Origin of the sequence: Lacticaseibacillus hegangensis (assembly GCF_003946465.1) — a bacterium.
In the GTDB taxonomy this organism is placed as follows: domain Bacteria; phylum Bacillota; class Bacilli; order Lactobacillales; family Lactobacillaceae; genus Lacticaseibacillus; species Lacticaseibacillus hegangensis.
On sequence record NZ_RHOL01000035.1, the window covers coordinates 1 to 26,023 of the forward strand.

Annotated in this window: 24 protein-coding genes; 19 read left to right on the forward strand and 5 right to left on the reverse strand. The window is 55.0% G+C overall.

Translation table 11 applies throughout. The features are described from left to right. The first annotated feature begins 420 nt into the window (after positions 1 to 420). Complete coding sequence (locus EKM86_RS10270) at positions 421 to 702, forward strand: hypothetical protein (RefSeq protein WP_125757668.1); 282 nt, start codon at positions 421 to 423, stop codon at positions 700 to 702. A 554-nt stretch (positions 703 to 1,256) separates the two neighbouring features. Here the strand turns inward: EKM86_RS10270 and EKM86_RS10275 are convergent. Further along, positions 1,257 to 5,855: a mucin-binding protein gene (locus EKM86_RS10275; protein WP_125757670.1), complete on the reverse strand. Its 4,599-nt coding sequence runs from the start codon at positions 5,853 to 5,855 to the stop codon at positions 1,257 to 1,259. Positions 5,856 to 6,219: 364 nt separating this feature from the next. On the opposite strand from EKM86_RS10275, the gene EKM86_RS10280 reads away from it, so the two are divergent. The 15 genes from EKM86_RS10280 (at position 6,220) to EKM86_RS10350 (ending at position 18,734) form a co-directional block, all read left to right on the forward strand. After that, on the forward strand, positions 6,220 to 6,459 hold the full coding sequence (locus EKM86_RS10280) for a hypothetical protein (protein ID WP_125757672.1): 240 nt from the start codon (positions 6,220 to 6,222) through the stop codon (positions 6,457 to 6,459). A gap of 170 nt (positions 6,460 to 6,629) precedes the next feature. Beyond that, the gene (locus EKM86_RS10285) at positions 6,630 to 7,760 is read left to right on the forward strand and encodes an acyl-CoA dehydrogenase family protein (protein WP_125757674.1); all 1,131 of its coding nucleotides are present in this window, start codon (positions 6,630 to 6,632) and stop codon (positions 7,758 to 7,760) included. Further along, positions 7,761 to 8,549: an electron transfer flavoprotein subunit beta/FixA family protein gene (locus tag EKM86_RS10290; RefSeq protein WP_125757676.1), complete on the forward strand. Its 789-nt coding sequence runs from the start codon at positions 7,761 to 7,763 to the stop codon at positions 8,547 to 8,549. A gap of 12 nt (positions 8,550 to 8,561) precedes the next feature. Then, positions 8,562 to 9,524 carry an electron transfer flavoprotein subunit alpha/FixB family protein gene (locus tag EKM86_RS10295; RefSeq protein ID WP_191988016.1) on the forward strand — a complete coding sequence of 321 codons (963 nt, stop codon included), beginning with the start codon at positions 8,562 to 8,564 and terminating at the stop codon, positions 9,522 to 9,524. A 114-nt stretch (positions 9,525 to 9,638) separates the two neighbouring features. Beyond that, positions 9,639 to 10,004, forward strand: coding sequence for a pyridoxamine 5'-phosphate oxidase family protein (locus EKM86_RS10300; RefSeq protein ID WP_125757712.1), 366 nt, complete (start codon positions 9,639 to 9,641; stop codon positions 10,002 to 10,004). An 11-nt stretch (positions 10,005 to 10,015) separates the two neighbouring features. After that, entirely contained in the window at positions 10,016 to 10,411 is a 396-nt protein-coding gene (locus tag EKM86_RS10305; RefSeq protein WP_125757678.1) for an iron-sulfur cluster biosynthesis family protein, read from the forward strand. Positions 10,412 to 10,553: 142 nt separating this feature from the next. Then, positions 10,554 to 11,237, forward strand: coding sequence for a signal peptidase I (gene lepB / locus EKM86_RS10310; protein ID WP_125757680.1), 684 nt, complete (start codon positions 10,554 to 10,556; stop codon positions 11,235 to 11,237). Between the two features lie 95 nt (positions 11,238 to 11,332). Next, positions 11,333 to 12,241, forward strand: a complete 909-nt coding sequence (locus EKM86_RS10315) for an ABC transporter ATP-binding protein (protein WP_125757682.1) — start codon at positions 11,333 to 11,335, stop codon at positions 12,239 to 12,241. A gap of 2 nt (positions 12,242 to 12,243) precedes the next feature. After that, positions 12,244 to 13,011, forward strand: a complete 768-nt coding sequence (locus EKM86_RS10320; protein WP_125757684.1) for an ABC transporter permease — start codon at positions 12,244 to 12,246, stop codon at positions 13,009 to 13,011. 19 nt (positions 13,012 to 13,030) lie between these two features. After that, the gene (locus tag EKM86_RS10325; RefSeq protein WP_191988017.1) at positions 13,031 to 13,354 is read left to right on the forward strand and encodes a heavy metal-binding domain-containing protein; all 324 of its coding nucleotides are present in this window, start codon (positions 13,031 to 13,033) and stop codon (positions 13,352 to 13,354) included. Positions 13,355 to 13,476: 122 nt separating this feature from the next. After that, positions 13,477 to 13,827 carry a sigma-70 RNA polymerase sigma factor region 4 domain-containing protein gene (locus tag EKM86_RS10330; protein ID WP_125757686.1) on the forward strand — a complete coding sequence of 117 codons (351 nt, stop codon included), beginning with the start codon at positions 13,477 to 13,479 and terminating at the stop codon, positions 13,825 to 13,827. Positions 13,828 to 14,026: 199 nt separating this feature from the next. Then, complete coding sequence (locus EKM86_RS10335; RefSeq protein WP_125757688.1) at positions 14,027 to 15,346, forward strand: MATE family efflux transporter; 1,320 nt, start codon at positions 14,027 to 14,029, stop codon at positions 15,344 to 15,346. Between the two features lie 229 nt (positions 15,347 to 15,575). Then, the gene (locus EKM86_RS10340) at positions 15,576 to 16,373 is read left to right on the forward strand and encodes a hypothetical protein (RefSeq protein ID WP_164506247.1); all 798 of its coding nucleotides are present in this window, start codon (positions 15,576 to 15,578) and stop codon (positions 16,371 to 16,373) included. A gap of 160 nt (positions 16,374 to 16,533) precedes the next feature. Further along, the gene (locus EKM86_RS10345) at positions 16,534 to 18,000 is read left to right on the forward strand and encodes an ABC transporter substrate-binding protein/permease (RefSeq protein WP_125757692.1); all 1,467 of its coding nucleotides are present in this window, start codon (positions 16,534 to 16,536) and stop codon (positions 17,998 to 18,000) included. After that, positions 17,997 to 18,734, forward strand: coding sequence for an amino acid ABC transporter ATP-binding protein (locus EKM86_RS10350; RefSeq protein ID WP_125757694.1), 738 nt, complete (start codon positions 17,997 to 17,999; stop codon positions 18,732 to 18,734). Before EKM86_RS10345 ends, EKM86_RS10350 begins: the two co-directional genes overlap by 4 nt. A gap of 91 nt (positions 18,735 to 18,825) precedes the next feature. Here EKM86_RS10350 and EKM86_RS10355 read toward each other — a convergent pair whose 3' ends face one another. From EKM86_RS10355 to EKM86_RS10370, 4 genes are all read right to left on the reverse strand, one after another. Beyond that, a complete protein-coding gene (locus EKM86_RS10355; RefSeq protein ID WP_125757696.1) occupies positions 18,826 to 19,758 on the reverse strand; it encodes a GRP family sugar transporter in 933 nt (310 codons plus the stop codon). 126 nt (positions 19,759 to 19,884) lie between these two features. After that, positions 19,885 to 21,306 carry a glycoside hydrolase family 1 protein gene (locus EKM86_RS10360; RefSeq protein ID WP_125757698.1) on the reverse strand — a complete coding sequence of 474 codons (1,422 nt, stop codon included), beginning with the start codon at positions 21,304 to 21,306 and terminating at the stop codon, positions 19,885 to 19,887. Positions 21,307 to 21,423: 117 nt separating this feature from the next. Next, positions 21,424 to 22,278 carry a fructosamine kinase family protein gene (locus tag EKM86_RS10365; RefSeq protein ID WP_125757700.1) on the reverse strand — a complete coding sequence of 285 codons (855 nt, stop codon included), beginning with the start codon at positions 22,276 to 22,278 and terminating at the stop codon, positions 21,424 to 21,426. Between the two features lie 83 nt (positions 22,279 to 22,361). After that, entirely contained in the window at positions 22,362 to 23,708 is a 1,347-nt protein-coding gene (locus EKM86_RS10370; protein WP_125757702.1) for a threonine/serine exporter family protein, read from the reverse strand. Between the two features lie 510 nt (positions 23,709 to 24,218). On the opposite strand from EKM86_RS10370, the gene EKM86_RS10375 reads away from it, so the two are divergent. Genes EKM86_RS10375 through EKM86_RS10385 form a run of 3 tightly spaced genes read left to right on the forward strand, consistent with a single transcriptional unit; the run spans position 24,219 to position 25,962 of the window. After that, the gene (locus tag EKM86_RS10375) at positions 24,219 to 25,190 is read left to right on the forward strand and encodes a glycosyltransferase family 2 protein (protein WP_225419403.1); all 972 of its coding nucleotides are present in this window, start codon (positions 24,219 to 24,221) and stop codon (positions 25,188 to 25,190) included. A gap of 4 nt (positions 25,191 to 25,194) precedes the next feature. Then, a complete protein-coding gene (gene pssD, locus EKM86_RS10380) occupies positions 25,195 to 25,644 on the forward strand; it encodes a PssD/Cps14F family polysaccharide biosynthesis glycosyltransferase (RefSeq protein WP_125757706.1) in 450 nt (149 codons plus the stop codon). Then, the gene (locus EKM86_RS10385) at positions 25,645 to 25,962 is read left to right on the forward strand and encodes a glycosyltransferase (RefSeq protein WP_125757708.1); all 318 of its coding nucleotides are present in this window, start codon (positions 25,645 to 25,647) and stop codon (positions 25,960 to 25,962) included. It begins immediately after the preceding gene. Positions 25,963 to 26,023 lie beyond the last annotated feature (61 nt).

The window sequence follows — 26,023 nt, forward strand, 5'->3', positions numbered from 1 at the left end:
TCGCAACGCTCCAAACGTTGCTTTCAGACCGGCCAGATGCGATTTCATGTCCCAAATACCGAGGTGAATAATCCAGGTTAGATATGATGGAACTTGTCTGAAGAAGGGACGTTGACTGCCCTTGTTAGAGTACGACTTAAAAGAGAATAATCTGACAATCCATCATCTCACAATCTGACCGAGAAAATAATCATAATTCAGAGTGTGACAGCTTTGCCTGAGATGTACTGAAATTATTGACGATAGACGTATTACCCTCTAGTGAAATGGGGATGCCTGGATTTGGCTCACTCGGAATCCTCGTTTAGGCGGAGCCAACCGCCAAGGTGCTATACTTTCTTTGATCGCAACATGACGAGCTAAATGTGTATATTTCAGTACCCACGCTGACTGTGGTGAATTCAACAGGAGGGCGATACGATGCGAGAAAATTACACGCCGGAAGAGGCCAAGGACAATTTTTTGACGATTCTGGATGAGATCAACGAGGATCACAAGGTGGTTCATGTCAGCGGACCGGCTGAGGAAAGGCGGGGCGTGCGAATCATGTGCGATGCGGACTACTGCACGCTGGTTAAGACGCTGTATCTCGCTTGGTATGGGGCCAAAGGCAAGGAGCCCAACTGGCAGACCGACCCGCAGTACGAAGACACGGTCGCAAAGCTGAAGATCATCGCCAGCCGCGAGCAGTGGCATCGCTAACGGGCAAAAGGCGACTTACTTTGAGCGTCGGCCCCAGTCCTGTGCTTGATGCATCAGGCAGCAAGAACCGATGTTTCACGTGAAACGAGTCCGCCTCTCTATGATGCAATAAACAAGGATCAGCGCCATCTGAAAAGACATCGCCATTCGGGAGGGAGTGGCGGTGTCCTTTTAGCCTTTGGCAAAAGTAGAGGCTGCCTTTGGGGGAAGGCAGCCTCCAAATAAGGAGCATGAGGAGAACGGGAGAACTACTGTCGGGATGATTCCTCCCGACGAATACATTGTACGCCGACCAAGTTGCTAGTGGGGTAGTAGAGCACTTGTGAGTTGTAATCCCGAGTATGGTTCTTGAACGTTTTGATCCATAACGTGGCCACTTGCCACGTTTCGGTATCATCAAGGTCCTGTCACAGAAGTTATGGGCATTGTCCGCTTGGAAAGTCTCTTTACCTTAAAAAGGCAAAGCAAAACCCTCTCAGCTAGCGGGGCTTGCTAGCCAGAGAGGGTCTTGTGCTTTCTGCAATTAGTTTAAGTTCTGTAACTACATGTGTGAGTTACCGATCTGCTTTACGTTTCCTATCGACGCCTAAGCCTATTAACATCAGCAGAGAAGCACCCAGAACCGCTAGACCAGAGGAGGATGTATCACCAGTTTTAGGTAATGATGCACGTTTGGATTTTGCTGGTGTGTTGGTTGTTGTACTTGTTGGTACCGGTTGTTGCGGTTTTCCGTTGTTCGTTTTGTTACCAGGGTTAGTGCCGGCAGGTGGGTTACCACCAGGGTTAGTGCCAGCAGGTGGGTTACCACCAGGGTTAGTGCCAACAGGTGGGTTACCACCAGGGTTGGTACCAGCAGGCGGGTTACCACCAGGGTTAGTGCCGGCAGGTGGGTTACCACCAGGGTTGGTACCAGCAGGTGGGTTGCCGCCAGGGTTGGTGCCGGCTGGTGGGTTACCACCAGGGTTAGTGCCAGTCGGTGGATTTCCTCCAGTAATTGTTCCGCCGTGGTTGTACGGGTAAACATAGATGACGATGCCATTTGCGGATGGGGTTAACGTATACTGAATTTGAGAGCCCTCTGGATTGTCTGTTGTTGGTTTGTAATTACCTGGTAGGTTGTCTGGCACGTGAACTGTGTAAGTAACAGTCTCGCCCACTTCCCCAGGGACCATTTCTGTACCAACTAGCCGCTGTGGCTGCTTGAAACCAGGTTTTGCAATATACGTGACTTGGAGTTCAGTGGCTTCTGGCGCGTATGTCACAGTGACAGCTTGCCGATCGTTTGCTTTTAGCGAGGTGGCAGGAACGACGGCCTGACTAGGCATGTAGCCCGCTAGTGTTGGGCTGGTTACAGCGGGAACAGAAGCAGAAACAGGGGTCCATGGATCAAACGTTATCACTTTGGTGACCAAATCTTCTTTACCAGTACGGGTAAAGGATACAGTTTGCGTCACTGGTTGGAAGACTTGCGAACCATCACTAGCTTTGACGTACTTGATGGTACGGATGGCGTTCGCTGTGAGGTCAGTCGGCTTGGCATCGTGGGGGTCACCTGGAGTAACCGGCACGATGTTGTGCGCTAACTTGACGAAGAAGGTCTGATCTTTGCTCGTGTCAGTATCAAAGACAATGCCATTAGCGGTGTCATCACTGACGAGTTTGTAACCTTCAGCAAGGTAAGTGTTGATCCGGTTAGCTGAACTGTAAGTGGCAGTTGAGGCTGAGTCACCAGTGATCGTATCAACTGCGCCAAGGGTCTTGCCCTCTGTGACATCTTGATAAGTAATAGTGGCCTTTTGCGTGTCAATCTTATAGGTGACCGTAACGGTCTTAGCCGCGCCTGGGGTCAAAGAATCGGCAGGAACGGTGGCCAGATCTGGTGTGTAACCTGCTAGGTTAGGACTAGTAACGGCTTCTACTGAAGCGGTCGCTGGCGCCCATGGATTCAGGGTGACCGCCTGGGTGACCAGGTCCTCGGTGCCGTTACGGGTGAAGTTGACGGTTTGAGGAACTGAGGCAAAGGCTTGAGAGCCATCGGTCTTGACATACCTGATGGTGCGAGTCGCTGTGGCAGTCAGATTCTTAGCATCGTGCGGATCAGTTGGGGTAACTGGAACTATCGTGTGCGCCAGCTTGACGAAGAAGGCCTGATCCGTGCCGGCGTCATTATCAAAGACAATGCCATCGGCAGTGTCATCGCTGACGAGCTTGTACCCTTCTGCGAGGTAAGTATTGATTCGGTCAGTGGAACTGTAATTGGCAGTGGCACCTGAGTCACCCCTGATCGTATCAACGGCGCCCAGGGTCTTGTTGTCCTCTGTGACGTCCTGATAAGTGATAGTCGCCTTTTGCGTGTCGATCTTATAGGTGACCGTAACGGTCTTAGCCGCACCTGGGGTCAAAGAGTCGGCAGGAACGGTGGCCAGATCTGGTGTGTAACCTACCAGGTTAGGGCTAACAACTTCTGGGACAGAAGCGGTAGCTGGTGCCCATGGATTTAAGGTAACGACCTGGGTGACCAGATCCTCGGTGCCGGTACGCGTAAAGTTGACGGTTTGAGGAACTGGGACAAAGGCCTGTGTGCCATCGGTCTTGACGTAGTTGATGGTGCGAGTAGCTGTGGCAGTCAGATTCTTGGCATCATGTGGGTTGGCTGGCGTAACTGGAACTATCGTGTGCGCTAACTTGACGAAGAAGGTCTGATTGGTATTTATGTCAGTATCAAAGATGATGCCATTGGCAGTATCGTCGCTGACGAGTTTATAGCCCTCCGCGAGGTAACTATTGATCCGGCCAGTAGAACTGTAATTTGACCGTGCGCCTGAATCACCTGTGATTGTATCAACTGCGCCAAGGGTCTTACCCTCTGTGACATCTTGATAAGTGATAGTGGCCTTTTGCGTGCCAATCGTATAAATGACCGTAACCGTCTTAGCCGCGCCTGGGGTCAAAGAATCGGCAGGAACGGTGGCCTGACTTGGTGTATAGCCGGTCAAGGTAGGACTGGTAACTTCTGGTACGGAAGCGGTGGCCGGCGTCCATGGATCGTAGGAGACGCCTTGGGTGACCAGATCCTCGGTGCCGGTACGCGTAAAGCTGACGGTTTGAGGAACTGGGGCAAAGGCCTGAGAGCCATCGCTCATGACGTACTTGATGGTGCGAGTCCCAGTGGCAGTCAGATCCTTGGCATCATGTGGGTCGGCTGGCGTAACGGGAACCTTTTGGTGAACCAGATGGATCTGTTGGTCATCGTCGCCAGCGGTGAAGGTGTAGGTAATGGTCGATGGCTGGTTATCGGCCAACTTGTAATTAGCTGGGACCACTGCGGTATAGGTGCCAGACTGGCCAATGTTGCCGGATTCTGGTACTGGATCGCCAACTTGAGCCTCGTTGTTGCCGTCATCGACATAGGTGATCTTCAGGCTGTCAGCGGCAGCGGGTTTTTTGAAAATCAACGTGATCGTCTGTGGGTCTGCCGTAAAGCTAGTTGCATTTCCTTCTTGACGGTCAAAAGTATAACCAGTGATCATCTTGTCTTCAGTGGTGACGCCGCTGAAAGGCGAACCAACGGCCCCACCGGTCACTCTGTCGGCTTTGATCGAATTGCCATTTTCATCCTGATACTTGACGGTGATCGTACCGTTAGCAATCGGTTGAATGTACAAATGTTCGCTATACGAATAAGAAGCCGTTGCTCCTGGCGCAATCGATAGGGTAGGGGTCTCATACTCAATCGCGGAGTCCTCACTTTGACCGAGTGAATCATCCATCGCCTTAGACTGCAGGACCGTCCCATCGGCGGTGCCTGCTGCTGGCTTTGCATCGGTGATATCGATCCCTGAACCTTGGCCCATATGGCCGGCGGTAAGGCTATCGTTATCAGTAGGTGTTAAATAAAGGGTTAGGCCATTAGGGTTAGCGTCGGTCTTATTCGTCAGGTAAGCCGAACCGTCACCATTAGAAGTGATCGTGACGCCATCTTCAGTCGCGCTGACCGTGTTATTATTTTTGTTCAGGGTCATGAATGCGGTGTCAAGCATCGTCCCAATCTGCACATCGGTTAACGGTGAACTACCGGAGTTTTTAATGAATACGGTATGCTCAAATGCGCCGCTAGGATCAATCGAAAGAATCTCTGACAGGGTCACTGTGTTGCCTGGGACTATATAATTGGCGGAAATATCCTTGCGAATGTATTTTGTGCCATCAGCACCCTGACCGGTGTAATAGGCTTCTGGAGTAGCGCTGGATTGACGGATTTCCTTAAACTGGCCATCAGCGGTCCGAATATAGTAAGCACTCGTTCTTACCAGGTTGGCACTGTCGCTGCCGCGTAAAGCATAACCATACAAGTTGTCACCATCGGTCACAGTATTATAAATCAATGGTGCATCTGTCGTGTCGGCGGTGCCAGGAATCTGACCGCCGATGGCAGTGAAGGTGTACGTCTTACCGTTGTCGGGAATTTCCAGAGTCAGTGTTGGGTTTGGATCCGTTTGCGCTGTCGGAGTGGCTACTTGCGTCCAGGTGATCGCATCCAGAGCGGTGGCGGAAACCGGGTCGACTGCCGTCTTGAATTTTGTGGGCTGCGATATAGCTGGTGATGGCGTGCTGGTGGCCTTTTGTACCGTGCTAGCAGCAGCTGCTTTTTTCGCGACTGACTGATTATTGTTTTGCGTCGCTGCCGCTATTGTGGGCGTAGCGTTGGTTGCAGTCGTCGCGGCACCGGCTGGGCGAGTTATAATTTGTGTGTCAGCGGTCTGGTCGGTTTCAGCCTTGGCAGCTGGCGTAACAGGTGTACTTACTGAATCATGCGTATTGGGCGTAGCGGCAACATCACGATTGGTGGCCTGCTTGGAGGATTGAAACGTGACAGTTGAATCTGCCGACGAATCCGTCTTAGTGGCAGCGACCGGCTGAGTCGATGTGGTGTCTGTGGTGGCCGCATGGGTCACCTGGCCCTGGATCGTAATGGCACCGCCGACGGCAACAAGTAATGTACTCAGCCAGCGCCCTTTACCTTTGAACAGTTTGACACGAGTCTTTGTTTCAGTTTCTTGACGCAGATGATTGTGCGTTGAAAGCTTGCGATAATCTCCAACCAAAGTAATCCGACCTTTCAAAAATAATCTGAAATCAATATTCAGATTCATTTAACACCTCACAGTATAAGGGCCAAAAAATTTGGTTTCAATGGATGAAGGAATATTTTTCTACTTTTATAACGAGCATTTGAGCTTTGTACACAGTATTTTTAAGCTGATTTTAATTATTTCACAATTTCAAAAATTTAAGTAGAGGGGAAAGCAATCTATATTTTCAAATGCGAATATGCAAAGTGAGGTTATGATTGCTGTGTCAGCTATAGAAAAGTAAGAAACTATTTTTTGCGCTGCGCCGTGTAGTTATCGATGATAAACAATTTAACGTTGGTTTTGAGATTGCGAAACCGTTTACAATAACAAAAGCGAGGACTAGACTAAAACCAGTCAGATGAAAAAAAGGAGCACGGGTAAAATGACAGGGTCGAGTGAACTACCAGCTGCTGCGGCGGCGTGGTTGCAGTACTGTCGAACACACAACATCAGCTTGTTTGATGCCCTGACCCAGGGGCATGCGATGCCGCGGGTGGCGGCATTGGACGAGGAGACCGAGTCCCAAGTCGCGCTGTACTTCTTTGAGCCGGCGCACGACGAGGACTTTGCCCGGGCGTGGCTAGCCGGCGTTGATCGGACGAATCAAGCCATTGGCGAATAAATGAACAAACGTGTTGAGGCCAGGTTTGTCTGGCCTTTTTGCTGCCTAAAAAGGATATGGCTGGGTACGAAACAGGTTAGATGCGGTCAAATAAAATATGTTAACCTGCGGGTATTCAGTCTAATTGTGGCGCGTTTCACGAAATGCGTCACCGAAATCGGAGGTTCAATATGGAACGACAATGGACAGAACCTGAACAGATGCTGCTGCGGATGGCGGCAAAATATACCGACGCGGAGCTTGCGCCTTACGACCTGGAAATGGCCCACACAAACCGCTATCCTGACGGCTTGGTCGAGAAGCTCATCCAAACCGGCTTTTTGACGGTCATGCTGCCGACCGAGTACGGCGGCGCGGGCTTTGGTCCCGAGGTGACCGCGGCGATGATCGAGCGGATCGCCAAGGGCAGCGCCAGCGTCGCTGCGACGTTGGAAGGCCACTATAAAAGCGTGGATGCGATCTTGAAGTACGGCACTGACGCGCTGAAAAAAGCGCTGCTGCCGCAAGCGACACATCGGATTTTTGCGTTTGGCATGACCGAGTCGACCGGCGGCTCAAACCCCATGGGGATCCAATCGACCGCCAAGCGCGTGGCCGGCGGCTGGCTGCTGAACGGTAACAAGGTGATGATCACCAACGGGACGCTGGCCGAAGTCTACTGTGTGCTGGTCAAAACCGGCGAGCAGGAACTGTCGGTGTTTGTGGTCGACAACAGTATGCCCGGTTTTTCGTTCGGCAAGCGTGAGGACTTCATCGGCCTGCGCGGCACCCCGATCGGCGAGATTTTTCTCAGTGATGTGCGCGTGGATGATGACCACTTGCTCGGGCGAGTCGGGCAAGGCGGCGCGATCGGTGACCACGCCCACGATGACGCGCGCATTCTGATGGGCGCGGTGCTCTCCGGCATCATGCAGCACGCGCTGAGCCTGGCCGCCAAGTACGCCAACGAGCGCACGGCGCTGGGTACGCCGATTGGGCAGATGCAGGCGATTCAGCGCAAGCTCGCCGATATCAAGATCAACCAGGAAACCACGCAGCTGCTGTGGGAGCGTGCCGCATACGCCAAGGCGCAGGGCCAGCCGTATTCAGAGCTGGCCGCGATGGCCAAAGCCCACGGCTCGCGCGCGGCGGTGGCGGCCTGCGACGACGCGCTGCAGGTGTACGCCGGTTACGGCTATTCCAACGACTATCCGCTGGCGCACCTGATGCTTGACGCGCGCGCTCTGGAAATCGCCGAAGGGACCGTCGAGAAAATGCGCACGGCCATTGCGCAGGCCGAGCTGAAAAAGGAGGAAGCCTAGATGAAAATCGTCGTTTGCATCAAGCAAGTACCCGGGTCCAACCGGGTGTCGTTCGATCCCATTACGCACAACCTCGTGCGTGAAGGCATGGCCGGCCGCATGAATCCGTTTGACGAAAATGCCATCGAAGCCGCTGTTCGTTTGCGCGAACAGGTCGGCGGCGAGGTGGTCCTCCTGTCGATGGGTCCGGATGCGACCAAGGAAACGCTGCACGACGGCATGGCGATGGGTGCGGATTCGGCTTACTTGCTGTCATCGCGCGCCTTTGCCGGCTCCGATACCCTGGCGACGGGCTACATTTTGGCTCAGGCCATTCGCAAAATCGGGGCCATCGACCTAATTTTATTCGGTCGCCAAGCCGTTGACGCGGACACCGGTCAAGTCGGCCCGATCGTGGCGACTGAGCTGGATCTGCCGCAGGCGACGTTTGCCGAAAAGATTCAGCCACTGGACGCGCAGCATGTGGTCGTTAACCGCGACCTGGGCGCCGTCACGCAGACGGTGCAGCTGACTTTGCCGGCGGTGATCACGGTGCGTGCCGAAGCCAACCAGCCGCGCTACGAAAGCCCGGTGGCGATTCAGCAAAGCCTGACCAAACCGCTGACGACTTGGACTGACCAGGATCTCACGCTGGACGCTAGCCGCATCGGTCAGGCCGGCTCCCCGACGATTGTGCGGAAGGTCTACGCGCCAGAGCCAACGACGCGCGCGGCCAAGCCGCTGCCGCAGGACCCAAAAGAAGCAGCCAAGGCGCTGCTCGACATTTTGCAAGCACAGGGTTTGCTGTAAGGAGGCGGGAAAATGATCACAAAAGATGCTTTATGGATCGTTGCCGAGTTTGAGGGCACACGCATTGCGCCCGTCACTTTGCAGCTGCTGACCAAGGCGCGCGCCATCGCCAACGGCCGCACGGTGGCCGCGGTGCTGCTGGAAACGCCGGCGCAAACCGGCGAGGAGACATTGGCCCAGTACGGACCAGACGAAATCATCGTGGCCCAAGACGAGGCCTTTCAGAACGCCTCTGACCGCACGCAGGCCGAGCAGCTGACGGCGCTGATCAAGGCCAACCAGCCGAACACCATACTGTTTGGTGCCACGCCCGAGGGCCGCTCGCTGGCGCCGCGCGTCCAAGACCAGCTCGAAACGGGGCTGACGGCCGACTGCCTCGATTTTTATTACGAGCAAGACTTGCTAGTGGCGGTCAAGCCGTCGTATGGCGATAATGTGATGTGTGAGATTGTCTGCCCAGACCGACGCCCACAGATGGCGTCGGTGCGGCCGAACACCTTTGCCGCGAAAAAGGCGACCGGAGCCGCGCGAATCGAGCGCGTTGACGCCACCGCGGCAGCCGATTCTGCCTGCGTCATGCAAAAAACGGCCGTCAAAATTGCCGCGACTACCAGCCTCAGCGGCGCGCGTAAAATCATCGCCCTGGGCCGCGGGGCCAACAAGGACGCCGTGATCGAAGGGGTCCGCAAGGTGGCCGACAAGCTGGGCGCTAGCGTTGGTGTCAGTCGGCCGCTGACCGACCGGCCCGACTTCACCGCCGAGCAGCAAATCGGTCAAAGCGGCGTGACGGTCTCACCGGACCTGATTCTCAACTTGGGAATTTCCGGCGCCGTGCAGTATCAGGTGGGAATGAGTTCGAGCAAGCTGGTCATCTCAGTCAACCGCGATTCCAAGGCGCCGATCATGGTGCAGTCCGATTACGTCTGGACCGGGGATGCCGCCGCCCTGGTTGCGGCACTGCAGGACCTGCTGTAATGCTGCCCGCACTGCGCGGGAGCTTTTTTCAGGATAGATTCCGATGCGTGACCAGATAGGTGTCTGCCACTTTTCAGTGATAAAATGTAAGTGAAATATGAAGGAGGTCGCATGATGAATGAAACTTTTCTCGCGGTCCTGAAACATGAGGGCCCGGTGACCATTGTCTCGCCGTACGCCCAGCCGGCCGCGGTCGTGAACACGTGGATGTCGTATGTCTCAGTCGAAGGCAACGAGCTGCACATTCCGGCTGCCGGCATGCACAGCGTCGAAGAGGCCGCCAAAACTGACGACCGGGTGACCGTGACCTTTGGCAGCAAGGAAGTCGAAGGCACGGTCGGCCCCGGGGCGGGGTTTCACGTGCACGGCCATGCGCGCTTTGAAAGCAGCGGCCCAGCCTTTGACGAAAAGAAGAAGCAGTTCCCGTGGCTGACGCGGCTGCTCGTCGTCACGATCGACGACATTCAGCAGAAAATATAGGAGGCACGCGTATGGCAGAAATTATCCTCAGTGATTCATTCGTTGCTTTGATGAAACAAAAGGGGCTGGCAAACCGCGACATCGCACTGATCACCGACGATGGCGGCGGCAAGTACTCGCTGCAAGGCGGCGCCTGCAGCATCGGCACCAAGTTCACGCTGATCGTGCTCGATGCGCCGGATCCGGATTACGCGGTGCGCCTGGAAAATGCCGCGGGTTTGCGCCTGTGGACCTCGGATTACGACATGATTTTCTTTAATCCCGGTCTGGCCATCGACTATCACAACGGCAGCATTTCAATCAAGGACAACGCCCACGCACTGGACAACCAGATGCGGATCGCGCAAGGCAGCGACGTCTTGGCGGCGTTCAAACAAGGCACCACGGTGGCAGGAAAAACCTGTTAGCGGCGCAAGGCGTCACCTGCTTCAAGGCGGGTGGCGCCTTTTGTGTGTTGTTATATTTTTACCAAGGCTGGCGCGATCCAAGCGGCTGGTCGGACAAATTTGCCTTCAGCATGGTATAACCGAAAGGACTGGAGGGGAGCACATGACCAGAAAAGCCGTTTCGCGGGTCTTATTTGTGTTGATGATCGCAGCGACCCTGTTTAGTGTGCTCACGCCGCTGGAGTCGGTCCGCGGCAAGTCGATGGCGCCGACGCTGAAGCCCGGCCAGTGGCTGGTGGTCGCCAATTACCGACTGCTGAAACACGCCGGGCTCAAGCCCAAGCAAAGCGACATTGTCACCTTTGCCAACGATGGCAAGGTGCCTTATTTACCGCCGCGTCGGCAGCTGGTCAAGCGCGTGGTCGGCATGCCCGGCGACCTGATTGGCATCAACCAGACGACGGTTTATCGCAACTCGCGCGCCCTGAAGGAGCCGTATGTGAAGCACCCGATGAACAACGCCAAGTATCAGTACGATGGCCGGCCGGATGGGGGGCAGCCATTTGCCGACCCCAGCTATCAGCGGTCTTCATATCTGCGCAGCGGGGAGTATTTTGTCATGGGGGATAATCGGCCGAATTCAGCGGATTCGCGTTGGTTTGGGCCGATCTCGAAGGCGCAGATCACCGGGGTGGTGGTGGCCAGGCTGCCAATCAGGCGCACCGGGCCGGCCCAGAATGCACTGTGGATCCTGCTGCATTTTCTGCCGATGTTCCTGGTCGTCGCGTGGTTTCTGGTCGCTTGCTGGCCGGATCTGCGGGTGATGTTGTCGCGGCCGCGCGGCTAGCTAACAAAATTGTTATGGGCGTAATCGTTTTTTTTCTGGCGAGAGGGGTGTATCCTACGCTTATACGGCGCGTGCTCGCGCAGGAGGAGTAAGGTATGGGAACGATTCTGACAGTCGATCATCTCGACAAGTCGTTTGGCAAAAGACAGGTGCTGCACGGGGTCGACTTTTTCGTTGAAGAAGGCCACATTGTCGCGCTGGTCGGGCCAAACGGCGCAGGTAAAAGTACGATCATGAAGGCCATTTTGGGGCTGATCCCAGTCAACGGCGGCGGGGTCGACATCAAGGGCCAGCCGGTGTCCATTACCTCGCACCAGGCGCTGCGCAATGTCGGCGCCTTGATCGAGTATCCAGGCATATACCCGTTCATGACCGGCCGCCAGCAGCTGGCCCTGTTTGCCAACCAGCACGGCAAGGCGAAAAACGTGGAAACCATCATCGCCGCGATGGGGATGGGCAAGTACATTGACCTGCCGGCTAAAAGCTACAGCCTGGGCATGAAGCAAAAGCTCGGCATCGCCCAGGCGCTGGTCAACGACCCCAAACTCGTCATTCTCGACGAGCCGATGAACGGGCTGGACCCGCAGGCGGTCAAGGATTTGCGCGACTTGTTGCGCAATCTGGCCGCCCGCGGCACCAGCATTCTGATCTCCAGTCACATTTTATCCGAGCTGGAAAAACTCGCCGATGATGTGCTGATCCTCAATCACGGCCAGATCATCAAGCATTCAACCATGGCAGATCTCGAGCAGCAAGGCGGCGTCGGCTACACCATCGAAGTCGGTAATATCGATCAGGCCAAGGCGGCCATGGCGATGGCAAATCACCCGTTTGAAACGGTTGGCAATGCCATTATCCTGACGCATGCGGCGGCTGGTGACCTCAACCACGCGCTGTACGCGCTGGTCCAAGGCGGCGTGGCGATCGTCTCGATCACGCAGCAGTCAGACGACCTTGAAGGCGCCTTTTTGGACATGGTGAACGCAGACGGCGGGGAGGCGTAGACATGGGGGCTTTAATTAAGCAAGAAGTGTACAAGCAGTTTCACAAGCGCGGCTGGCTGATCGCCACGGTCATCATGGTGCTGGGCCAAATTGGTTTTGGCGTTTGGGGCAAAATGCAGCCCAAGTGGTTCCCGGCAGATGCCTTGGTCTCTGAGGATTACATCATGGGGGAGATTGTGATTTTCATCGCGGTCGCGTCCACGGCCTCAATCGTCTCGATGGAGTATCAGTACGGCACCATGAAGCAGCTGCTGTATCGCCAGTACTACCGCAGCCAGGTCTTTGTGTCGAAAATCATCACAGTGCTGCTGCAGCTGGCGTTTTTACAGGTCGTGGCGTGCGCGACCACGTTCATCCTGACGCTGATTTTGCATCCCAGTTACGACTGGCTGGCCGAGGTCGGCGGCACGACGACGCTGGAGACCTACTTCAAGCGCGTTGGCGGTGATTTACTGGTCGACCTGTTGCTGCTGTCGGTCGTGCTGATGCTGTCTACACTGTTTAAAAGCAACGCCGCCGCGATTGCGACCGGCCTGGTTGGATACTTCCTCATCACCCTGGCCGCGACACTTCTGCTGGTGGCGATTGGTTATTGGCACTGGCTGAAGTGGAACCCATTCACATTCTTGCTAGTTGGGGCGCAGATCCTTAATCCCAACATGGCCCACTCGACCTTTATGAGCACGGAAACAATGATTGCCGGCACCCTGGTTTACACTGTTGTCTTTGGGTTTATCGCCTACCTGAGCTTTCGCAAGCGCAGCATCTAGGCGGGAAAAGGAGAATCTTATGGCTGAAATGATTGTCACCACCACTGAACGCATTCCGAACCACGAGTACGAGATCATCGGCGAGGTCTTTGGCGTCACCACGCAATCGCGCAATATGGTGTCCGACCTCGGCGCCGGGCTCAAGAGTCTAGTTGGCGGCGAGATCAAGGGCTACACCAAGATGCTGCAGACGTCGCGGGAAACGGCCGTTGACCGCCTGCGTGATTCGGCGGCAGACTTGGGCGCCGACGCCGTGGTGATGATGCGCTTTGACTCCGGCTCGATCGCCCAGGACATGCAGTCCGTCGTGGCGTACGGCACGGCAGTGAAGTTCACCGACTAACTGAAGATGACCGGTTAAGACGCTCTGGCCCAGCCGCTAGGGCGTCTTTTTCTATGATCGTGAGTGAACCGCTTGCCTGAATGCGCTACAATGGACACATAAGTAAACCGGGAGGGATGCGCATGGCAACAGTTGAATTGAAGCGATACACCGTTGTCAACGAGTACGGCGAATTCCTCGAAGATGATGACCTGCTGCTTCTGCCAGGCTGGACCAAGGACCTTAAGAAGACCTGGATCACGTACAGCGCGGTGGAAGCCCAGCGCGTGGCCAACCAAGCGGAAGGCACCGCCTGTGAGATCAAGATGATTCCGCTCGCGCAGGAAGCCAGCAAGGCGTCCCACCGCGGCGTACCGATTTCCGTGCAAAAACAGGTCATCACCCTGTGGCAGCAAGGGATGTCCTACCGGAAAATTGCGAGCTTGCTGAAGATCTCCAAGTCCTCGGTGGGCAACATCGTGAATAAAGACTAGGATCACCCGTTAACCGTCGGCCTGGGCCGGCGGTTTTTTCGTGGCCTCGGGATGCGCGTTTTGCTTTTGGGCGGCAAGGTTTTGGCGCTTGGCGGGAGTTGATGCTAGGATAGAAGCAGCGTTGATTAGGCAAGTCTGTAGGCGAGCGACCGGCATCAACGACTTTCGCGCAGTGATTGGCGCGATTCGGAGGGAAAACATGGATGAATTATTTGCCCATGCGCCGGTGCCTAAAGCTTATATGCACCTCGCGCTGCCGGTCGTATTAGGAATGGTCGCCAGCATGGTTTACAACCTGGTCGATACCTTTTTTGTCGCCCAAACTGGGAATGCTGACCTGGTGGCTGGGGTGACGCTGGGGGCGCCGCTGTTTTCGTTTATGCTGGCGGTCGGGGATATTTTCGGCCTCGGCGGCTCGGCGCTGCTGTCTCGCCTGCTCGGTAACGGCAAGCGCGCCCAGGTGCGGGCGCTGTCGAGTTTTTGCCTGTACGCGGCGGTGGCGCTGTCGCTGGTGATCACCGCGCTGCTGCTGGGGTTTAAGCAGCCGATTCTAACGATGCTCGGGGCCACTGCAGCCACTCGCGAGTATGCCGGCGGGTTTTACACGATGCTGGCGCTCGGCGCGGTGTTCATCATCGTCTCGCTGGTGCCGGGGAATATCATTCGCACCGAGGGCCTGGCCAAGCAGTCGATGATTGCCACGCTCGCGGGCACCGCGCTGACCATCATGCTGGATCCGATTTTTCTGTTCGGGCAGCACTGGGGCGCCAGCGGCGTCGGGCTGGCAAACGTCCTGGGGTACGCGCTGAACACGGGGCTTTTGCTGTGGTTCACGCAAACCAAGGCGCAGTACCTCAGTATCGCGCCGGGGGTGGCGAAGGCCAGCCGGGCGGCGGTGGTGTCGATTCTCGCCATCGGCATTCCGGCCAGCTTGACCAATTTCATGCAGAGCCTGGGCACGATGTTGCTGAACCAGCGCCTGGCCGCGTACGGGGCGAATGCCGTGGCCGCCATGGGCATCGCGCAAAAAGTGTACATGATCGTTATGCTGATCATGGTGGGCTTTGCCTTCGGGGCCCAGCCGCTGATCGGCTACAACTTTGGGGCCAAGGCGCACCAGCGGCTGGCGGCGATTCTGCGGTTCGATTTTATCGTGGAGATCGGCTACGCGCTGGTCGCGGCGACGCTACTGATGCTGCTGGCCAAGCCGCTCGTGGCGCTGTTCATGAACCGGCCGGCGATCGTCGCCATGGGCAGTTTGATGATGCGGGCACTGCTCATCACCACCCCGTTTATTGGCGCAATCCTGGTGTTCACCACGGTGTTTCAGTCGGTGGGCCAGGGGCTGAGTGCACTCATCATGGCCATTTCGCGGCAAGGGGTCGTGTTTGCCGTGGCGCTGTGGCTGCTGCCTCAGTGGTTGGGCTTTGACGGCATCGTCTGGGCGCAGGCCGCGGCCGATGTCATCACCTGTGCGATTGGGTACGGGCTGTACCGGCGCAGTAAGCACATGATGTGAACCACCACAGACAGGATTTTTTACAAAAGTTGATTTTAACCGCCTGCGTGATGTGCTCAAGCCCGGTGTACCGCGGGTTGGTGAGCACTTTTCAGGCGCTGACAAATCCTGCAAAATAAAATCCCGTCGTATTCGATCGATAACTTATGTATACTTAATCTCCGGGTGAAAAATAACGCCACGTAATGTTTAACATTGCGCGGAAAAATCAATCATTTGGAGGATCATGATGACAAAAGTAAAGAGTTGGCGGCTGGCCAGCGTGGCCACCGCCTTGGCAGCGATGTTGCTGTTGGCCGGGTGTGGGACCAGTAAGGGTAGTACTTCGGCCGCAAAGCCGCAAACTGCTGCGGCCAAGACCAAGGCTGACAAGACCCAGGCAAAGCAAGACGCCACGACCCTGTTAAATTACATGTATCAAGGCCGGGCTTCTGGACTTTCCGAGGTCACTAACGAGGACAGTCAGGATACCAAGACATACTTAATGCAACACTACATTGACAAGCAAACTGACTTTTTCAAGGGTAACGGCAACATGGACGATTTCTACCTGGTGCTTGATGGCAGTAACTACTACGCCAATGACATCATTAAGGATTTCGCCAAAGCTTACGTTGAACAGACGCAGAATATCGGCCATTATCAGATCACCAAGCTGAAGACCAGCGGCAACAACGCCGAGGTCACTGCATCGTTCACCCCGATTGCAGCGCTGTCTGAGGCCCACCCAATTGGCGAGGCGCGGACTTCTGCTTTTGGCGGCTTGGATAACGACACCCTTATCCGCGAATCGCAGAACAAGGATGTGAAATCGATTCAGCGCCTGATCACCTTGAAGCTGTACTCGGTGTACTACGGCGACATGGCCAAGACGGCTGAAAAGGCGCCAGAGAAGACGTCGGTGACCTTCAGCATGACTAAGAAGGGCAGTCATTACATGGTCGACCATGATACGCTTGATATGATCGAACAGCATGGGCGCGTCGACAAGTACGCGGCATCTGACAGCTCATCCAGTGCAGAATAAGCTCAATTAAACGCTGACAGCGGATACTCGAAAAATGAGTACCCGCTGTTTTTTTCCGAATATTCCAGTTACAATGTCAGATTATCTAACATAATCCGTCGACACTCGTTCGGGTTTTCTGTAACCTATAACTATTAAGTACAGAAAGAGGCGATTTGGTGTGAGACGTCATTGGGGAATCATCGGGCTGGTTGTGGCCCTGGGCCTTGGCATTTTTTCCGGGCAGGTGGCCAAACCCGAACCGGTGCACGCGGCCGAGAAGACGTATACGATCGCCATGGATACGACGTTCCCACCCTTCGAATTCGCCGATAAGAACAACAAGCGTGTCGGCATCGACATTGACCTGATCGAGGCCATCGCCAAGGCTGAGGGCTTCAAGGTGCAGCTTAAGGCGACCTCATTCAACGGCGCTGTGCAGGAACTTCAGGCCAACCAGGTCGACGGGGTCATGGCGGGGATGAGTATCACCCCCGAGCGCAAAAAGGTTTTTGCCTTCTCTGATCCCTACTATCAATCCGGGGTCGTGATGGCGGTGCGGAAAAATGGCAACATCACCAAGCTGTCCCAGTTGCGCGGCAAGCGCGTCGCGGTCAAAACCGGGACCGCCTCGGCCGACTACGCGAATAGCATCAAGAAGAAGTATGGGTTCAAGACCATCACTTTCGACGACTCCAACAATGTGTACCAGGACGTCATTTCTGGCAACTCGGCCGCCTGCTTCGAAGACAAGCCGGTCATGCAGTACGCGATCGCCACGGGGCTCGGCCTGAAGCTGGGCAACATGAAAATGGCGATGGCCAATGATTACGGCATCGCGGTCAGCAAGGCCGAGCCAGCGCTGGTCAAGAAGATCAATGCTGGTCTGAAAAAGGTCCGCAAGTCCGGGGAGTATAACAAGATTGTCGAGAAGTACCTCGGCAATGGGTCCCAAGCAGATACCGACAAAAAGGCCAAGGAAACCAACGATTCCAGCAGCACCTTCTTCGGTTTGCTGAAGTCCAACCGCGGCGCCTTGATGGCCGGGCTCGGCGAAACCGTGCAGCTGACCATTGTGGGGATTCTGTTCGCGACGCTGGTCGGGATTCTCGTCGGCTTGCTGGGCGTGGTGCCGAATAAGCTCGCGCAAGGCATCGCAACGACGTTCATCTACATTTTCCGCGGCCTGCCGCTGATGGTGCTGGCCCTGTTCATTTACACCGGGGTGCCGATGGTCATCGGCACCAAGATCCCGGCGTTCGTTGCCGGCATCATCACCCTGACGCTGAACGAAGGGGCGTACACCGCCGCCTTCGTTAAAGGCGGGATCGGCGCGGTCGACGTGGGCCAGATGGAAGCCGCGCGCAGCCTGGGCCTGCCATGGACCAAGGCGATGCGGCGCGTCATTTTACCGCAGGGCTTGAAGATCATGGTGCCCAGCTTCATCAACCAGTTCATCATCACCCTCAAGGACACCTCAATCCTGTCGATCCTGGGCCTGATGGAGCTGACCCAAACCGGGAAAATTATCATCGCCCGGAACATGGAAGGTTTTAAGATCTGGACGATGGTGGCCCTGATTTACCTGATCATCATCACCCTGCTGACGTGGCTGTCGAATTGGGTGCAAAGGAGGATCCAAGCATGACCACACGGATCGAAATGAAAAATGTTGTCAAAAAGTACGGCACCAACACGGTGGTGCGCGGCGTGGACCTCAAAGTCGAGGACGGCGAGGTCGTCGCGATGATCGGCCCGTCTGGTGCCGGCAAGTCAACGGTGCTGCGCATGATGAACGGCCTGGAAACCACGACCTCTGGCGAAATCCTGATCGACGGGATCGATATCGCCAAACCGCACGTGGATATCGACAAGGTCCGCGCCAAGATTGGGATGGTGTTTCAGCATTTTAATCTATTTCCCAACATGTCCGTGTTAGGAAATGTGACGCTGGCTCCGACCGAGCTCGGCATGATGACCAAGGACGAGGCCGACAAGGAAGGCCGGCGCATGCTCGACAGCGTCGGACTGGCCGACAAGGTCGATGCGATGCCAAGCACGTTGTCTGGCGGCCAAAAGCAGCGGGTCGCCATTGCCCGCGCGCTGACCATGCATCCGGACATGATGCTGTTCGACGAGCCGACCTCCGCCCTGGATCCCGAAATGGTCGGCGACGTGCTGGGCGTTATGCGTAAGCTCGCCAAGCAGGGGATGACCATGGTCGTCGTGACCCACGAAATGGGATTCGCTAAGGAAGTCGCCGATCGCGTCGTGTTCTTTGAAGGCGGCGAGATTCAAGAGTCCGGCACGCCGGAGCAGGTCTTCGAGCATCCCAAGAACGAGCGGCTGCAAAGCTTCCTGCAGAAGGTGCTGGAAGCGTAAATCAGATAGGTTAGCATGAGCGTCTCGGGTGATCCCGAGGCTTTTTTTCATAAAAAATCTGACCCCAAAACCACTGGGGTCAGATTGAAAGTTACAGGTTAGCAATGATCATTCCGCCCAGCGCCATCAGCAGCGTGCCGACAGCGATGTGCCGCATCTGCTTCGGGGTTTTACGTTCGTGCAGCAGGAAGATGCCGCAGAAGGTCCCGACGATGACGCACATTTGGGATAAGGTGGTGGCGACGGTTTGGCCGACCTGCGGGTTGCCAGCGGAGATCAGCATACACAGATTGCCGACGGCCCAAGCGAGTCCTGTCAAGATGTTGGTGAACGAGTGTTTCTCAAGGATCAATTGTTTCTCGTGGAACACGGCGATAATCAGTACCAACGCGCCAATCAACTGACCAATCGCCTGCGGTAGAATTACCGCAGTCATGTAAGTGAGGCCGTGGTCGGCCGCGTGAAAACTGGCAGAGACGATGCCAAGCTTCGCCATCAGGTTTGGGAACACGAAGTACAGCATAAATCCCAGAGTGGACCAGGCCAGGACGATTAATCCGTGGCGCATCTTGCTTGGGGTAATAGCACTGGCACCGGTTCTGCTGCGGCCGGAGATTTGGGTCGCGCCGAAGACGATGATTAGGATCGCCAAGGTGCCGAACCCCCACATTTTCGCGGTGGTCCAGCCGCCAAGCACAACGGCGGCCATGACAGCGTTGGCGACGATCTGACCGGCGGTTGACAGCGGTAGCCCGACGGACACGCCGAGGTCTTTGTATGCGAGGTACTGGCCTGTGTTTCCCAGCGACCAGCACATGCCCGACAGCAACCCGGTGAGCCAAACACTGGCAGGAATCGTGACGCCTTGCGGGACAACGTATAGCACGTAGACACCCAGGCCGAGCACCAACGCGCCCAGGCTAGTCCCGAGTGTTTGCTGCCCGGCAGTGCCGCCGAGCTTGGTGGTAATGGTGGCCATGAGCCCCCAAGTGAGGGCTGGGACTAAGGCAATCAGGATTGCCATACGTCATCGCCTCCCAACACCCTTAGGTGAGTTCGCTTGCTTGCTAGAGTGGGCTGCAAAGGTCGGAAAAGGTGAAAGCAAGGGCTAAACTGCGATATTTTTACGCTCATCAATAGTCAGACCCGGTTACTTTCCCTGCTCAAACACGCACTCACCGTTGCTGGCGATGATCTGCTTATAAGTCTCAAAGCTGTCTTTCTTGCTGCGGGCAAGCGACCCGTGACCCTCGTCGTCGCGGTCAACGTAGACAAAGCCGTAACGCTTGCTCATTTGGCCGGTGCCGGCGGAGACGATGTCGATCGGGCCCCACCAGGTGTAGCCCATGATGTTGCAGCCGTCCTTGATGGCTTCGCCGATGGCCTGCACGTGCTGTTTCAGGTAGTCCGCGCGCTCCGGGTCGTGGATGCTGCCGTCTGCTTCGACTTTATCTTTCATGCCCAGGCCGTTTTCCACGATGAACATTGGGCAGTTGTAGCGGTCCTGCACCAGGTTGCAAATCCACCGCAGGCCGAGCGGATCGATCTGCCAGCCCCAGTCGGTGGATTTCAGGTACGGGTTCGGCCGACCAACTACGCCGCCGGTATCGCCGTAAATCGGCGTGCCATCGGCATAGGTCGAGGAGCGGTAGTAGGAGAAGCCGAGGTACTCGGACGGGTTGTCGTGAATCAGTTGCAGGTCGTCCGGGCCCATTTCCAGTTCAAAATGGTGCTCCTTGAAAATGCGCTTGGCGTAACCCGGGTACTCGCCGCGCAGCTGCACGTCGGCAGAGATAAACGTACGCCGCTGCAGCTGCATGGCGCCGAACACGTCCTTGGGCGCCGGGGTCGCCGGGTACACGGCAGCCTGGCTCAAAGACAGCATGATGCCCATGTGCGCGTCTGGCATCAGCTGCTTGGCCAGCCGCACCGCCTTGGCGTTAGCGACGTACATGTTGTGCTCGGCCTGGTACATCTGCTGCGTCTTGTGGTCGACGTCGCCGGTGACGTCAATCGCGGCGGCCGCGAAGGGGATGGTATGCGTATTGTTCATTTCGTTAAACGTCATCCAGTAATGAACAATATTACCGTAGCGTTTAAAAAGTACCCGGCAGTATTTTTCGTACAGGTCGATCATATGCCGGTCGGTCCAGCCGCCGTACTTGTCATGCAAGGCCAGCGGGGTCTCGTAGTGGCTGATGGTGACGACGGGTTCCATGCCCAGTTTGTGGATAGTGGCAAACAGGTCGTCGTAGTATTTCAGGCCGGCCTCATTCGGCTCGGCCTCCTCGCCGTTAGGAAAAATCCGGCTCCAGGCGATCGACGTCCGGAAGCAGTTGAACCCCATTTCCTGCATGTACTGCAGGTCGCCTTGGTAGCGGTGGTAAAAATCGATGGCCTCGTGGTTGGGGTAATACTTACCAGGGATGGGCTTTTTATCGATCTCGCCGCCCAGGCCGTGCGGGGTCACATCACTGATCGATGGGCCCTTGCCGTCAGCCTGCCAGGCACCTTCCGCCTGATTCGCGGCAATGGCGCCGCCCCAGAGAAATCCTTTTGGAAAAACACTCATAAGTTCTGCCTCCAAGAATAGTTAATGCGCCGAATACACGCTAAGTTCATTTAAGCACTCTTGGAAGCCGCTTTCAAAATAGGTTGCGAGGGTAAGCGCACTTAGCGCGATGACGCGTTAGCCTTCAACAATCCGGCTCAGCAAAGAAGCCACCGGCCGCGCGTAGCTGCTGCCAAACTTATCCAGGTGCACCATGAGCAGGTACAGCCGGTAAAAGTCGAGCCGCTGACCCGCGCCGGGTTCGAACGGGAGATCCGCCGCATAGGCCTGGTAAAAGCGGTCGTTGAAGCCGCCGAACACGGTGGTGATGCCGATGTCGAACTCACGGTCACCGTATAGCGCCGCCGGGTCGATCAACGCCGGCTGACCATCGGCGGTGAACATGAAGTTGCCGGACCACAAATCGCCGTGCAGCAGGACGGGCTGACTTTTGTGCGTCGCCAGCGCGGCGACAATTTTGGCGCGCGCAGCTAGGTAGCGGGTGTGGTCGGCGGCAGTCCACAGGCCCTTGTGCGTGAGCGCGCGGTCCAGCACGTCCAGACGGCGGTCAACGAACAGCTCGGTCCAGGTGTCGGTCCACGCGTTGTCGAAGCTGACCGAGGTGCCCGCGTAAGGCTGCTCAAAGCCGAAGCGGCCAGTCGGGCTTTGCACCTGGTGAAGCTTGGCCACCAGGTGCCCCAGGGCGGCCTGATCGCCGGTGCCGCTTGCCAGGTAGCTGAGTAGCAGATAGCCGTCGCCATCGATGGCGCCATTGCCCAGCACCCGTGGCGCCGCGATCCCATTTTCAGCAAAAGCATTCAGACCGGCGATCTCGCCCGCGTAAAAACTCGCGGGTTGGCCGGGCTGCACCAGCAGGAACAGCTCCCGCTTGGCCGTGTGCAAGTGGAAGGCCTGGTTGACGTCGCCGCCGTGGACGCCTTGAAATGTCGTCACCGGCTCAATGGGGAGCTGGGCAAGCCAATTCTGATCCATATCGATCACCTCGCGTCCATTCTAGCACCCGGCGGCAGCAAAAAGCGCCTGGCCGGATGCCAGACGCAAGAGGTGCGGTTCAGTTAGTCGGCGTGCCGCCAGCTCTTGTCCGTGAGGATCCGGGCGCAGGCGAGGCCGAGGGGCAAAGCCAGCACGACCATCGCGGCTTGCACCAGCCAGGTGCCGCCGACGTTGAGGTTGGAGAGCCCCAAGTTGAACATTGCGCGGTACATGTACAGGCCGGGCACCATAATGACAATGGCCGGCACGGTCAGCGAGATGCGCGGGTAGCCGTTCTTCAAGTTGACCAGCGAGGCGAGCAGCCCTGACAGCAGCGCCCCGAGAAAAGCGGCGACCGCAGCCGGCAGCGCAAAGCCCACCAAGGTCAGGCGCAGTGTGTTGGCCAAGGCGCCAATGATGCCGGCAGTGGTGGCCATCTTGACCGGGCTGTTGAACATCAGCGAGAAGCCGAAGACCCCGCAGAAGCTGGCGCCCAGGCGCAGGCCGAGCAGGGGCCAGAAGCTCAGGCCAAGCGGCAGAAAATTCTCTGGCCGCAGCTGAATCAGCATCGCAACGACCCAGCCAGTCAGCGTGGCGACCACAATGGTGAGAATCGCAAACATCCCGCGTTCCAGGCCGGACCGCATGTCGAGCTTCGCCATGTCCAGCCCGGAGGTAATGAAGGGAAATCCGGGGATGACGAACAGCATTGCCCCGATGTAGCCGGCCTCGTGCGCGGCCGCAACATCAAAGCCCAGCCGCAGCAGTGCCAGCACCCCGGCGTAGGTCAGGCAGGCCGCCGCCACGCCGACGGAGACGTTGGCAAACAAGGTGATGTGCCGGTCGAGCATCAGCCGCCGGACGAAATTTCCGACCCCCGCCCCGAAGAAGGCGCAGAACATCTCGATGGGCCCGCCGCCAAGCAAAAACACGAAGGCCGCACAGGCAAGCGCCGAGGCCAGGCCGACTTGCAACGGGCTGTAGTTACCGGGCTTGCTGTCGATCTTATCCAGCTCCGTGTGCAGCTGGTGGACCGTCAAATTCGTGAGCGTCTCGGCGAAGTTGTTGACGAAAATCTCCATGGCGTGCAGCTTGTCAGTGTTGACGCCGCTGTTGGGCAGCGACATCGTCTGCGAGTAGTGGTGGCCATGCTCAAAGCAGGTGTACTCAATGGAAATAAGTCCCACATCAGCCGCACAGGTCAGCCCCAGCGGCCGCGCGACGCTGTTCATTGCCTCACGGACGCGCCAAGCCCCAGTGCCAGCGCCAAGCAGCATCAGTCCCACGCGGCCGACAATGCTGGCCCGTTCAGCCAGACTGGCCTCCGTCACCAGCACCTCGTCGTCCTTGACGAAGTTGTGCCAGTGGATCGTCATATGATGGTGGGCGTCCGGCACTAGGTCGGACGGGGATGCTTGATGCTGTGTCATGAGGGCCTCCAGAAAAAAACTTTATGGTTAAGGTTACCACCGAAAAGTGCGTTGTGAAAGCTTTGGCGTTCTTTTGAAATGATGTTAATCTTTTACATAAGTCGGCATTCAAGCCATTAGTAAGCGGATTAGAAACGGCATGGCACGTAAAAGAGAGCTCAAGAGTTACTCAGTCTTACAAGACGCCATCTTTCTATCAACTTCACACTAATCTACTTTATTGTCAGAACAGCTCCTGATTCTATTCAGAGGATTCCTTTGAAATGGTACCTGTACCGCGGTTCTGTTTGTGCTAGCCTTTGTGTATCAGAACCGTTAGTAAGGCTTGATAAAGATTCAAGCTGGATGTAAATATTGTGAGCAGCCAAAGCGTGTTTCGTGTAAACTGAAGCATAGTCGATTTTTTATAAATAAAGAGCGTTGACCTGTTAGATAGTGAAACAACGCTCCTTACTATTCATGCAGAAAGCGTAGCTAACAGTGAATGTCCAAAAAAGACCAATTCTAAGTATGGTCATCCCAATGTACAATGTGCAAAAGCAAATTATCGACCTGCTTATTTCCCTCGCTGAGATAATGTTTGAACAATTGCAGGTTGAGATACTGTTTATTGATGACGGCTCGACAGATAATACCCTCAGAGTTGTGAATGATTTTATGAATGAAACTGGACATCAACGACTAAGAGAATATTCAACAATTGTCACGGGGCCAAATAGAGGGTTGAGTGGCGCTCGAAATAAGGGTTTGGAGATTGCAAAGGGTGAGTATGTCTGGTTTGTGGACTCTGATGATGTTTTAAGGACTAGGGCTGTGAATCAAGTGGTTCTTCCGCTAATAAAAACAAAAAAGTACGATTTTATTCAGATTGGGTACCAGAGATTTACGAACCTCCCTATCAAGTTGCCTGATAAGACGATAAAAGTGCGCGAAATAGAATCAAAGAATTTGTTTCATGATTTAGCTGTTGGGGAAATTGAAAACTTCGCTTGGGGGCATATTGTCAAAAAGAGCTTGATGAAATCATTCCAGTTCTTTCCTGAGAACCGTGCTTATGAGGATGTTGCTACTACATATAGACTGATAGAGTCTGCAAAACATGCGGCAGTTATAAGTGGAGTGGTGTATCTTTACCGATATAGACAGGGGTCTATTACCTCGACAGCTGATGTTAATAAAATCACCGATTTATACTGGGCTGTCGACCGTATCAAAGAGTCGGCAAGTCTTGATATTTCTGATTTTGGAAAAGACAATTGGTCTCTTTTTATTTCACGAATGTTAATGGTTATCTATATCGAGATGATTAGATCAAGAAATCAGGAGACTATAAATATTTTTGATAGAAAGTTGCGGAAAGAAATTTGCAATATGAAAGTGAGAAAGCCTCCAATAAAGTATAAAATAAAATACGCGCTGCTTAGTCTTGGACTGTTGCGCAGTGCTTTTGAAATAAAAGATAAAATAGACGGAAGGAAATAGGATAATGAAAGTTGTTTTGGTTGGTTCAAGTGGCGGGCATCTACGGCATCTGTTAATGACAAAGCCAGTCTGGAAAAATGATCAAAGAGTGTGGGTCACATTCCACAAGGAAGACGCCATTAGCGCTCTTAAAGGCGAAACCTTATATTTTGGCTATTATCCAACAAACAGAAATGTGTTGAACACAATCAGAAATACTTGGGTGGCTTTCAGGATTATTCTTAAGGAAAGGCCTGATTTAATCGTTTCTAGTGGCGCTGCAATGGCTGTTCCGTTTTTTTATGTAGGTAAGCTCTTTGGCGCGAAGCTTATTTATATTGAGGTGTTCGATCGCATGGATAAGCCTACACTAACCGGAAGACTTGTGTACTCTATAACAGATGAGTTTATCGTCCAATGGCCGCAGATGAAGAAAGTCTATCCAAAAGCTAAGTGTTTCGGGGGGATATTTTAATTGATATTTGTCACAGTTGGGACTCATGAGCAGGGGTTTGATCGGCTGATAAAAGCGATTGATGAACAAGTTCGAGATGGGGAAATTGTTGAGTCTGTCACTATGCAAATCGGGTACTCCACATATAAGCCAAGATATTGTAAGTTTAAACAATTCATGAGCTACGACGAAATGCGCCAATATGTTAAACAAGCAGACATTGTCATCACTCATGGTGGGCCAGCCTCATTCATCGACGTCTTAAACGCGAACAAAATTCCTATCGTTGCACCACGTCTTAAAGAATATGGTGAACATGTTAACCTGGATTATTCATAGAATTTCAAAAAAGCAGCGCAATCCCACGATTCACACGGGACTGCGCTGCTTTGGTGTTTCA

What these genes read in the sequence shown, in the direction of transcription:
- EKM86_RS10280 (WP_125757672.1), top strand. Translation starts at nt 6,220, where the DNA reads ATGACAGGGTCGAGTGAACTACCAGCTGCTGCGGCGGCGTGGTTGCAG.
- EKM86_RS10365 (WP_125757700.1), bottom strand. Translation starts at nt 22,278, where the DNA reads ATGGATCAGAATTGGCTTGCCCAGCTCCCCATTGAGCCGGTGACGACA.
- pssD (WP_125757706.1), top strand. Translation starts at nt 25,195, where the DNA reads ATGAAAGTTGTTTTGGTTGGTTCAAGTGGCGGGCATCTACGGCATCTG.
- EKM86_RS10315 (WP_125757682.1), top strand. Translation starts at nt 11,333, where the DNA reads ATGGGAACGATTCTGACAGTCGATCATCTCGACAAGTCGTTTGGCAAA.
- EKM86_RS10325 (WP_191988017.1), top strand. Translation starts at nt 13,031, where the DNA reads ATGGCTGAAATGATTGTCACCACCACTGAACGCATTCCGAACCACGAG.
- EKM86_RS10360 (WP_125757698.1), bottom strand. Translation starts at nt 21,306, where the DNA reads ATGAGTGTTTTTCCAAAAGGATTTCTCTGGGGCGGCGCCATTGCCGCG.
- EKM86_RS10300 (WP_125757712.1), top strand. Translation starts at nt 9,639, where the DNA reads ATGAATGAAACTTTTCTCGCGGTCCTGAAACATGAGGGCCCGGTGACC.
- EKM86_RS10305 (WP_125757678.1), top strand. Translation starts at nt 10,016, where the DNA reads ATGGCAGAAATTATCCTCAGTGATTCATTCGTTGCTTTGATGAAACAA.
- EKM86_RS10350 (WP_125757694.1), top strand. Translation starts at nt 17,997, where the DNA reads ATGACCACACGGATCGAAATGAAAAATGTTGTCAAAAAGTACGGCACC.
- EKM86_RS10320 (WP_125757684.1), top strand. Translation starts at nt 12,244, where the DNA reads ATGGGGGCTTTAATTAAGCAAGAAGTGTACAAGCAGTTTCACAAGCGC.
- EKM86_RS10275 (WP_125757670.1), bottom strand. Translation starts at nt 5,855, where the DNA reads ATGAATCTGAATATTGATTTCAGATTATTTTTGAAAGGTCGGATTACT.
- EKM86_RS10340 (WP_164506247.1), top strand. Translation starts at nt 15,576, where the DNA reads ATGACAAAAGTAAAGAGTTGGCGGCTGGCCAGCGTGGCCACCGCCTTG.
- EKM86_RS10330 (WP_125757686.1), top strand. Translation starts at nt 13,477, where the DNA reads ATGGCAACAGTTGAATTGAAGCGATACACCGTTGTCAACGAGTACGGC.
- EKM86_RS10375 (WP_225419403.1), top strand. Translation starts at nt 24,219, where the DNA reads ATGGTCATCCCAATGTACAATGTGCAAAAGCAAATTATCGACCTGCTT.
- EKM86_RS10295 (WP_191988016.1), top strand. Translation starts at nt 8,562, where the DNA reads ATGATCACAAAAGATGCTTTATGGATCGTTGCCGAGTTTGAGGGCACA.
- lepB (WP_125757680.1), top strand. Translation starts at nt 10,554, where the DNA reads ATGACCAGAAAAGCCGTTTCGCGGGTCTTATTTGTGTTGATGATCGCA.
- EKM86_RS10355 (WP_125757696.1), bottom strand. Translation starts at nt 19,758, where the DNA reads ATGGCAATCCTGATTGCCTTAGTCCCAGCCCTCACTTGGGGGCTCATG.
- EKM86_RS10285 (WP_125757674.1), top strand. Translation starts at nt 6,630, where the DNA reads ATGGAACGACAATGGACAGAACCTGAACAGATGCTGCTGCGGATGGCG.
- EKM86_RS10370 (WP_125757702.1), bottom strand. Translation starts at nt 23,708, where the DNA reads ATGACACAGCATCAAGCATCCCCGTCCGACCTAGTGCCGGACGCCCAC.
- EKM86_RS10335 (WP_125757688.1), top strand. Translation starts at nt 14,027, where the DNA reads ATGGATGAATTATTTGCCCATGCGCCGGTGCCTAAAGCTTATATGCAC.
- EKM86_RS10270 (WP_125757668.1), top strand. Translation starts at nt 421, where the DNA reads ATGCGAGAAAATTACACGCCGGAAGAGGCCAAGGACAATTTTTTGACG.
- EKM86_RS10290 (WP_125757676.1), top strand. Translation starts at nt 7,761, where the DNA reads ATGAAAATCGTCGTTTGCATCAAGCAAGTACCCGGGTCCAACCGGGTG.